7 protein-coding genes are annotated in these 9,344 nt (G+C 71.1%); 2 read left to right on the forward strand and 5 right to left on the reverse strand.

Annotation, left to right across the window (positions count from 1 at the left end):
- Positions 1 to 89: 89 nt before the first annotated feature.
- The 4 genes from ACZ59A_RS26630 to ACZ59A_RS26645 form a co-directional block, all read right to left on the reverse strand.
- Entirely contained in the window at positions 90 to 1,739 is a 1,650-nt protein-coding gene (locus ACZ59A_RS26630; protein ID WP_470963088.1) for a hydantoinase B/oxoprolinase family protein, read from the reverse strand.
- Positions 1,739 to 3,844 (reverse strand): hydantoinase/oxoprolinase family protein, encoded by a 2,106-nt coding sequence (locus ACZ59A_RS26635; protein WP_470963091.1) that lies wholly within the window; start codon positions 3,842 to 3,844, stop codon positions 1,739 to 1,741. The genes ACZ59A_RS26630 and ACZ59A_RS26635 overlap by 1 nt, the downstream gene beginning before the upstream one ends.
- 31 nt (positions 3,845 to 3,875) lie before the next feature.
- Complete coding sequence (locus tag ACZ59A_RS26640; protein ID WP_470963170.1) at positions 3,876 to 5,183, reverse strand: MFS transporter; 1,308 nt, start codon at positions 5,181 to 5,183, stop codon at positions 3,876 to 3,878.
- 164 nt (positions 5,184 to 5,347) lie between these two features.
- Positions 5,348 to 6,124, reverse strand: coding sequence for an IclR family transcriptional regulator (locus ACZ59A_RS26645; protein WP_470963094.1), 777 nt, complete (start codon positions 6,122 to 6,124; stop codon positions 5,348 to 5,350).
- Between the two features lie 130 nt (positions 6,125 to 6,254).
- Between ACZ59A_RS26645 and ACZ59A_RS26650 the strand changes: the two genes are divergently transcribed.
- Positions 6,255 to 7,256, forward strand: coding sequence for a 2-hydroxyacid dehydrogenase (locus ACZ59A_RS26650; RefSeq protein ID WP_470963097.1), 1,002 nt, complete (start codon positions 6,255 to 6,257; stop codon positions 7,254 to 7,256).
- A 57-nt stretch (positions 7,257 to 7,313) separates the two neighbouring features.
- On the opposite strand, the gene ACZ59A_RS26655 is transcribed toward ACZ59A_RS26650, so the two are convergent.
- Complete coding sequence (locus ACZ59A_RS26655) at positions 7,314 to 8,225, reverse strand: LysR family transcriptional regulator (RefSeq protein ID WP_470963100.1); 912 nt, start codon at positions 8,223 to 8,225, stop codon at positions 7,314 to 7,316.
- A 237-nt stretch (positions 8,226 to 8,462) separates the two neighbouring features.
- On the opposite strand from ACZ59A_RS26655, the gene ACZ59A_RS26660 reads away from it, so the two are divergent.
- The coding region (locus ACZ59A_RS26660) for a lyase family protein (RefSeq protein WP_470963103.1) at positions 8,463 to 9,344 on the forward strand (882 nt) is incomplete at its 3' end.

Below are 9,344 nucleotides of genomic sequence, written 5' to 3' on the forward strand. Positions count from 1 at the left end.
GCAGCGTACGACAACCGCAAGGGACCCTCGCCCCGCGCGCCGAACCCGCTCCCCGGTGACCAGCGCGGTCTTGTCCTGGCGGAGTCCCATCAGCCCTCCCAGCCGTAGGCGCGCCGCGCGCCCTCGGGGGTGACGATGCCCTCGGCGAGGTCGGCGAGGATGGCCTCCCGGTCCCGCTCCGCGGCCGGGAACTTGCCGCCGCCGCTGGGCAGTTCGATGTCGATCACATCTCCCGGCCGCAGATCGTGCCGCCCCACCGGTTGCGGATGCGGCTCGCCGTTGACCAGTACGCGGTTGGGCGTGCCGGGCTCGCCGCCCAGCACACCGTCGGCCACATGGCGCATGCGCGAGTAGAACATGGAGTGGGTGACGGGCCGGTCGCCGATGTTGCGGATCACCATGCGCTGACCGGGCCCGCCCCGGTACCGTCCGGCACCGGCCGAGTCCGGGATGATCTCCTTCGCCTCGAACAGCACGGGCGCGGACGACTCCAGCAGTTCGACCGGGGTCGCGGACATGTTGCCGGGGAAGGCGGCGATCACCCCGTCGCCGTGCGGACGGGCGCCGGTGCCGCCGTTGACGCAGAGGTTCTCCACGAACCGGCTGCCGTCGGCGCGGGTGCCCGACAGCACATCCACGGTGACCGGGGCGCTGCCGGAGTGGCCCATGACCCGGTCGGGCAGGACGTCCGCCAGCGCGGTGAAGATCGCGGCGTGCGCCATATGGCCGATCCGGTTGCGCATCTCGCACGCGCGCGGCCGCCGGGCGTTGGCGATGGAGCCCTCGGGAGCGGTGACGGTGATCGGTTTGAAGCAGCCCTCGTTGTTGGGGAGGCTGGGCTCCAGCAGGCACTTGAGCGGATAGACGGTGTAGGCGTACGTGTAACACATCGGGCAGTTCGTGCCGTACGCCGATTCGGGGGAGGAGCCCGCGAAGTCCACGGTGATGTCGGAGCCGGACACCTCGATGGCCACGTCGAGGTGGATGTCGCCCTCGAAGTCGCCGATGTCGACGGATGCCTCGTAGCGCCCGTCCGGCACGTCGGCGATGGCCCGGCGCATCGCGTTCTCGGTGAGCTGGTGGATCTTGGCGGCCAGGCCGTCGACCCGGTCGAGCCCGAGGTCGCGCATGAGCGCCAGCAGACCTTCCGCGCCCACGTGGTTGGCGGCGAGCATGGCCTGCAGATCGCCCCGCACCTGGTCCGGGGCCCGGACATTGGCGAGGAAGAGGTCCAGCAGCTGCTCGTTGGGCTGCCCGCCGTCGATCAGCTTGCTCGGCGGGATGCAAAAGCCCTCCTCGTAGACCTCGCGCGCCGAGCCCATGTCGAGGGTGCCGCCGATGTCCGACATATGGGCGACCGAGCCGGAGAACGCGACGAGTTCGCCGTCGATGAAGACCGGGGTCGCGATCGTGACGTCGTTGAGCTGGCCGGTGCCGAGCCACGGGTCGTTGGTGACGAGGCTGTCACCGGGCCGCAGCGTCTCGGCCGGAAACCTCTTCAGGAAGTGGCGGACGGTCGCGGGCAGGGTGCCGATGAAGACGGGAATGCTGGTCCTGGGCTGCGCGAGGGAATTGCCCTCGGCGTCCATGAGCAGACAGGAGTAGTCGCCGACTTCGCGCACGATGCTGGAGAACGCCATGTTCACCAGCGTGGTGGCCGCTTCCTCGGAGAGGGAGACGAGACGGTCCCAGGTGATGCGCAGGGTGATCGGATCGTCCAGATCGACCGGGGCAGCCATCAGCCGACCTCCATCAGGATGTTGCCGTGTCCGTCGAGGATCGCGGTCGCGTCGGGACCGACGTAGATGGCGCACTCGTCCTCCTGGATGAGCGCGGGCCCGTCGATCCTCCGGCCGATGGGAAGGCCGGCGCGGTGCACGAGCGGTGCGTCGCGGCGGCCGAGCTCCCGGCCCAGGTAGACCGGGAGGGTGCGGTGGCCGAGGGCGGCGTCCGCGTCGGCGGCCGGGTCCGGGGTGGCGACCGCCGGTGCCTCGGTACGGGCGCGGCCGCGCCAGTTCACCACCTCGGCGGGCACCCCGGGCAGGACGCGCCCGAAGCGGCGCCGGTGCGCCTCCTCGAACGCGGCCACGAGCGCGGTGATGTCGCCGCCGTCGAGGAACGACCCCGGCACCCGGACGGTGAGTTCGGAGCCCTGGCCGACGTAGCGCACATCGGCGAGGTGTTCGCGCCGGACGGCGGCCCGGTCGACACCGGTCGCATCGAGAACGGTGAGCGCCTCGGCGAAGCCGTCCTCGAACACCGCCCGGACCGCGCCCAGGTCGATGTCCTCGTCCAGCCGGCGGCGGTCGGCGCGGACGAAGTCCGAGGTCGGCGGCGCGGTCAGCAGTCCGAACGCCGAGTAGACACCGGCCCCGGCCGGGAAGTACACCTCGCGTACGCCGAGCAGCTTGCCGAGCGAGTACGCATGGCTGGGGCCCGCGCCGCCGAAGGCCAGCATGGTGAGGTTCGCCGGGTTGACGCCCTTCTCGACCGCATGGGTGCGCAGCGCCTCGGCCATCTTGTGGTTGGCGACCTCATGGATGCCCCAGGCCGCCTCCTCGATCGTCAGGCCCAGCGGCCCGGCGACCCTGGCGAGCGCGGCCCGCGCCGCCGCCACGTCCAGCGTCATCCGGCCGCCCAGGAACGACGCGGGGTCGAGCAGCCCGAGGACCACGTTGGCGTCGGTGACGGTCGGCTCGGTGCCGCCCTTGGCGTAGCAGGCGGGGCCCGGGTCGGCGCCCGCGCTCTCGGGGCCGATCTCCAGCAGCCCGAGCGCGTCGACGCGGGCGATGCTGCCGCCGCCCGCCCCGATCTCGATCATGTCGACCACCGGGAGCTTGACCGGCAGCCCGCTGCCCTTGAGCAGCCGGTCGGCGCGGCCGACCTCGTAGTCGGTGGTGAGGGACGGCTCGCCGCCGCGCACCAGACACGCCTTGGCGGTGGTGCCGCCCATGTCGAAGGCCAGCACCTCCCGGTGCCCGCCCTTCCTGGCGAAGCCGGCGGTGGCGACGGCACCGGCCGCGGGACCGGACTCGATGATGCGGGTCGGGAACTCGCCCGCCACGGACGGGGCCATGAGGCCGCCGTGCGACCCCATCACCAGCCAGTCCCCGTCGAACCCGCCGCCGCGCAGCTTCTCGTCCAGCCGGGCCATGTACCTCCTGGCCTTGGGCTGGATGAACGCGTTCATCGCGGTCAGCACGCCCCGGTCGTACTCGCGGATCTCCCGGGAGACACGATGCGAGACGGAGACGCCGACACCGGGCAGCTCACGGGCGAGGATACGGGCGGCCTCCCGTTCGTGCTCGGGCCAGGCGTAGCTGTGCAGGAACAGCACCGCGACCGCCTCGTACGCCTCCTCGCGCAGTCGGCGCGCCAGTTCGACGACGTCCTCCTCGCGCAGCGGGCGCACCACCTCTCCGGCCGCGGTGACCCGCTCGTCCAGCTCGAACGCCTGGGACCGGGGGAGGAGCGGCGGGGCGGGGGAGCCGTCCAGGTCGTAGATGTCGTAGCGGTACTCGCGGCCGAGGACCAGCACATCACGGAATCCCTTGGTGGCGACGAACGCGGTCCTGGCGCCCTTGCGCTCCAGGAGGGAGTTGATGGCGAGGGTGGTGCCGTGGATCAGCGACGTGACGTCGCGGGCCTGAAGTCCGGCGAGTTCGAGGAGGCCGACCAGACCGTCGTAGGCGCCCTCGGAGGGGTCGGCCGGAGTGGTGAGGGTCTTGTGCCGGTACGTACCGCCGGTGGCGTCGTCCAGGAGGACGAGGTCGGTGAAGGTGCCGCCGATGTCGAACCCCACCCGCCAGCGGGACGCCTCGCGCACTGTGTTCGTCTCCGTCATCGGGATTCCAGACTGTGGGAAAACAAGCGGATCAGCCGTCGCGCAGCGGCTTCCCGGACGTCTCCTTGAGCGCCAGGGTGGTGACGAAGGTGATGAGCGCCGTGAGGACGACGGCGTAGCTGGGCATGCTCGTGTCGCCGGTCCGGCCGATCAGATACGTCATGAGCAGGGGAGCGGCGCCGCCGAAGAGGGCCGTGGTGATGCTGAAGCCGATGCTGTAGGCGCTGTACCGCACACGGGTCGGGAACAGCTCGGTCAGGGCGACCTGGATGACGCCCGCGTGTCCGGCGAAGGACACCGCCAGCAGGACGGCGCCCAGCGTGGCCGCCGCCACGCTGCCGTGCGAGATGAGCTGGAAGCAGGGGTAGCCGAGGACCGCCATGGCCAGCGCCGAGCCCGCCAGCAGGGGCCTGCGGCCGAACCGGTCGGACAGCCGCGCCATGACGGGGATGGTGGCGCTGATCGCGAGCAGCCCCGCCGCGGTGACCAGGAGCGCGTTCGACGGGGTGAACTTCAGCTCCTGGGACAGATAGGTGGGCATGTAGACGAAGACGATGTAGTAGCCGGGCCCGTTGAGCGCCGGGAGGGCGATGGCCAGGCCGATGGCCTTGAGGTGTTCCCGGGAGGTCAGGGCCTCCTTGAGGGGGTTGCGTGACACGTTCCGCGATTCCATGACCGCCTGGAATCTGGGGGTGTCCTCCAGCTTCGCGCGGATGTAGAAGCCGACGGCTCCCAGCGGGACGGCGATCAGGAACGGCACCCGCCACGCCCAGCTGTGCATGGCGTCCTGGCCCACGCCGTCGATGAGGGCCCGGGAGATGAGCGAGCCCACGAGCAGCGCGGCGAAGGAACCGACGGGGAGCCAGCTCGTCGTATACCCCCGCCGCCGGTCCTCGGCGTGTTCCGCGACGAAGGACATGGCGCCCGCGACCTCGCCGCCCGCCGAGAACCCCTGGAGCATGCGCAGAAGAATCAGCAGAGCGGGCGCGGCCCACCCGATGGCCGCGTAGGTCGGCAGGACACCGATGGCGGCGGTCGCCCCGGAGATCAGCAGAATGAGCACCGCGAGCAGTCGCTTGCGGCCCATCCGGTCGCCCAGGGAGCCGCATATCGCCGCCCCGAAGGGACGGATGGCGAAGCTGACCGCGAATCCGGCGTAGGTCAGCAGAAGCGCGGACTCGGCGTCCCCGGGAAAGAACACGACGGAGACGGACCCGGCGAGGAGACCGTAGACGCCGTAGTCGTACCACTCGACGAACGAGCCGATGGCACCGGCGACGGTGGCGCGCCTGACGGTGGTCTGCTCGACCCCCGGCGCGGCGGCGACAGTAGTGGCCAGGGTCTTTCTCCGATCAACTGAACTGCGGGCCCGGCACGGCGGGCCCCGGCCCTCACCGGCTCAGACCCAGTATCCACGACTATGTCGGTGCAATTCGGGCACGGATGAGCCACCGGCGGTGCACCGTCGGTAGTCGTCAGAGGCCCTGGTGGCCGTGCGCCGGATCAGCGGACGGGCAGCCGGATGCCCAGCTCGGAGGCCGCCGCCTGAAGCAGCGGCACCATGGCGACCAGGTCGCCCATGTCGCGGCGGAAGGCGGGCGCGGCGGTGGACAGCGCGGCGAAGACACTTCCGTCCGGCCGCAGGACGGGCACGGCCACGGCGCGCAGGCCGGGATGGTGTTCCTCGTCGGCCGTGGCGTAGCCGCGCGCGGCGGCGCGGGCGACGTCTTCGCGCAGGACATCGCGGTCGGTGATGCTGTTCGGCCCGTGCGGGGTGAGCTCGACGTGGTCCAGGAGGCCGGTGCGTACGTCGTCGGGGGAGAAGGCCATCAGGACCTTGCCCATCGAGGTGCAGTGCAGCGGGCCGTGGCGGCCGGGGTCGCTGCGCACGCCGACCGGCTGGGGGCCGTCCACGTAGTGCACATACAGGTGGCGTGTGCCGTCGAGGACGGACATCAGGGTGGCTTCCTCGGTCTGCCGCGTCACCCGCTGCATGACGGGGAGGGCGGTACCGGCGAATCCGTACACCTGGCCCGCCTGCTGGCCGAGCTGGAACAGCCGCAGCCCCGGCTTGTAGCGCTTGCCGGTGGCCTCGAACTCCACCAGGCCCTCGCGGCAGAGGCTGTTGACCAGGCGGTGCGAGGTGCTGACCGGAACGCCGCTCTCGCGGGCCAGCGCCGACAGCGTGATGCCGTGCGGGTGCTCGCCGACCAGGACGAGCAGCCGGATCGCCCGGCCGACGACATCGGCCGGGACATCGCTGGTGCTCGGGCTGCTCACGCTGTGCAAATTACCACTCGGCGGAATCTCTTTTCATCCAGTGGTTGACATTGCCCGGTCGCGGTCCTGACGATGCTTTCCGTTGAGTAGATAGTTTTTCCATTCAGTGGAAAAAATCGAGGAGTGGCGTATGACGCAGCGAGTGCTCACCACCCGGCCCGCCCTGCCCGGCGGGGGCCTGGACCGGCTGGCGGCCCAATCGGAGCTGGTGCGCTGGGACGGCGACGGCAAGCCCGAACCGGCCGAGCTGCACGCCCTCGCCGCCGGTGCGACCGGCATCCTCTGCCTGGGCAACGACCGGGTGGACGCCGCCCTCCTCGACGCCGCCGGACCCTCGCTGAAGGTCGTCGGACTGGCCAGCATGGGCTTCGACGGAGTGGACCGGGAGGCGGCGGCCGAGCGCGGAGTGGTGGTCACCCACACCCCCGGCGTCCTCGCCGAGACCACCGCCGACCTCACCTTCGGCCTCATCCTCTCGTCCCGACGGCGGTTCGGCGCCGCCCGTGACTCGCTCGCCGCCGGGCAGTGGGGCCTGTTCCGGATGGAGGACTACCTGGGGCTGGACATCCACGGCGCCACCCTCGGCCTGGTCGGCTTCGGCCAGATCGGGCGCGCGGTGGCACGCCGCGCCCAGGGCTTCGGCATGCGCGTGATCCACCACGACCCCTTCGCGCCCGAGGACACCCAGGACCCGCCGTCCAAGGCCGTGGACCTGCCGACCCTGCTCGCCGAGGCCGACGTGGTCTCGCTGCACGTCCCCCTGACCCCGCAGACCCGCCACCTCATCGGCGCCGCCGAACTGGCGGCCATGAAGCCCACCGCCACCCTGGTCAGCACCTCCCGCGGCGGTGTCATCGACGAGGACGCCCTGCTCCACGCCGTGCGCGAGGGAGGCATCCACTCGGCGGGCCTCGATGTCTACGAGCGCGAGCCCATGGGCGCCGACCTGTCCCCCCTGGCCGCCGAGCCGCACGTGGTGACGCTTCCGCACATCGGCTCGGCCACCGAGGCCACCCGGGCCGCCATGGTCGATCTCGCCGTGGACAACGTCATCGAGGTGCTCGCGGGCCGCCCGGCGACCACACCGCTGCCCGGCAGCGCCGCTCTGCCCGGCGCCCCGGCCCGTCCCTGAACCTCACCCGGGGAACCTCACCCGGGCGCGATGACCGGATGTCCCCGGGGCGGCCGGTCATGAGCCGAGGGCGGCGGCCTCGTCCCGGAGTGCCCGCAGCGCCAGCTGCAGCAGTGGGTGGCCTTCGCTGCCGCGCCGGACCGAGGTGAACACCCGCCGCGTCGGACGGGAGCCGCCGACGGGGCGTACGACGGCGCCGCCGAAGGCGATCCCGTGCAGCGCCGAACGCGGCACCAGCGCCACCCCGGCGCCCGCGGAGACCAGTGCGCACACCGCCCGGGAGTCGTCGGCCAGGCACTCCACCCGGGGGTGGAACCGAACGGTCTCGCAGGCGCGCAGGACGACGTCGTGCACCGGGTTGCCGGGCCACGGTGTGATCCACGGATCCGCGCTCAGGTCGGTCAGGTCCACCTCCGGGGCGGCGGCCAGCGGATGGTCGGACGGCAGGACCACGTCGAACGGTTCCGCGTACAACGGCTCGCGGAGCAGCTGATCGCCGCTCTGGCTGGGAGTGTCCCGGTGCTCCACCGCCAGGGCGATGTCGACCACACCGTCGATGAGGAGCCGTCGGCTCGCATGCCCCTCGGCGTCCTTCACGCGGATCCGCACCTGCGGAGCGTGTTTCCTCAGTGGCACCACTGCCGGTGCCACCACCTCGGTGATCGCGCTGGCGAACGCGGCGATGGTCACCTCTCCGGCCAGCCCCGCCGAGCTGGCGGCCATGTCGGCCTCCGCCTGCTCCAGCTGAGCGGCGATCTTCGCCGCGTGGGTGGCCAGCACGGTGCCCGTGGGAGTCAGCCGGACAGTGCGGCCGCGCCGCTCCAGCAGCACATGCCCGACCTCCGCTTCGAGCGCGGCGAGCTGCTGTGAAGCCGCTGATGGGGACAGATAGAGAGCCTGGGCGGCGGCGGTGACGGTGCCGTGCTCGGCCAGCGCCCGCAGCACCCGGAGCCTCCGTGGATCGATCACATGGGGGAGTACATCAGACGGGGAGACGTCTGTGAAGGAGAGCTTCACAGGCAACCTGGGAAATTGCCGATGGACTTCACAGGGTCGGCTCTTCAGAGTGGTCTTCCGTGAACGCAACGGCAACGATCGCCGTCGACTCCGGGTCGTGAACCGACTGGCGCCTTTGGCGTGCTTCCGTCATGCCCTCCCTCCATATGAATCCCCGCCACCCTCCCCGCAAAGGAAGCTGATGTGTCCATGACTGTCGGTTCTCGCCGTGAACACGACCTGCTCGGCGACCGGGACGTACCCGCCGACGCGTACTGGGGCATCCACACCCTGCGCGCCTCGGAGAACTTCCCCATCACCGGTATGGCGATCTCCGCGTACCCGCACCTGACCAACGCCCTCGCCGCGGTCAAGGAGGCCGCGGCGAGGGCCAACGAGGACCTGGGACTGCTGGCTCCGGAGAAGGCCGACGCCATCGCCGCCGCCTGCCAGGAGATACGCCGCGGGGCACTGCACGACCAGTTCACCGTGGACGTGATCCAGGGCGGCGCCGGGACCTCGACGAACATGAACGCCAACGAGGTCATCGCCAACCGGGCCCTGGAAATCCTCGGCCACGAAAAGGGCCAGTACGACATCCTCCACCCCAACGAGGACGTCAACCTCAGCCAGTCCACCAACGACGTCTATCCGACCGCCGTCAACGTCGCCACGATCATCGCCGTACGGGAACTCCTCGACGCGATGACCGTCCTGCGCGAGGCGTTCGCCGCCAAGGCCGACGAGTTCCGCGACACCCTCAAGATGGGCCGCACCCAGCTCCAGGACGCCGTGCCCATGACGCTGGGCCAGGAGTTCTCCACGTACGCCGTGATGCTGGAGGAGGACCAGAGCCGACTGGGCGAGGCAGCCCTGCTCATCCATGAGATCAACCTCGGTGCGACCGCGATCGGCACCGGCCTCAACGCCCCGAAGGGCTACGCCGAGGCCGCCCGCAGCCATCTGGAGACCATCACCGGGCTGCCGCTGATCACCTCCGCCAACCTGGTCGAGGCCACCCAGGACTGCGGGGCGTTCGTCCATCTGTCCGGTGTCCTCAAGCGCATCGCGGTCAAGCTCTCCAAGAGCTGC

This window comes from Streptomyces sp. NPDC040405 (assembly GCF_055595765.1).

Excerpts from the sequence above, each read along its gene's own strand:
- ACZ59A_RS26630 (WP_470963088.1), bottom strand. The coding sequence starts at position 1,739 with ATGGCTGCCCCGGTCGATCTGGACGATCCGATCACCCTGCGCATCACC.
- ACZ59A_RS26635 (WP_470963091.1), bottom strand. The coding sequence starts at position 3,844 with ATGACGGAGACGAACACAGTGCGCGAGGCGTCCCGCTGGCGGGTGGGG.
- ACZ59A_RS26650 (WP_470963097.1), top strand. The coding sequence starts at position 6,255 with ATGACGCAGCGAGTGCTCACCACCCGGCCCGCCCTGCCCGGCGGGGGC.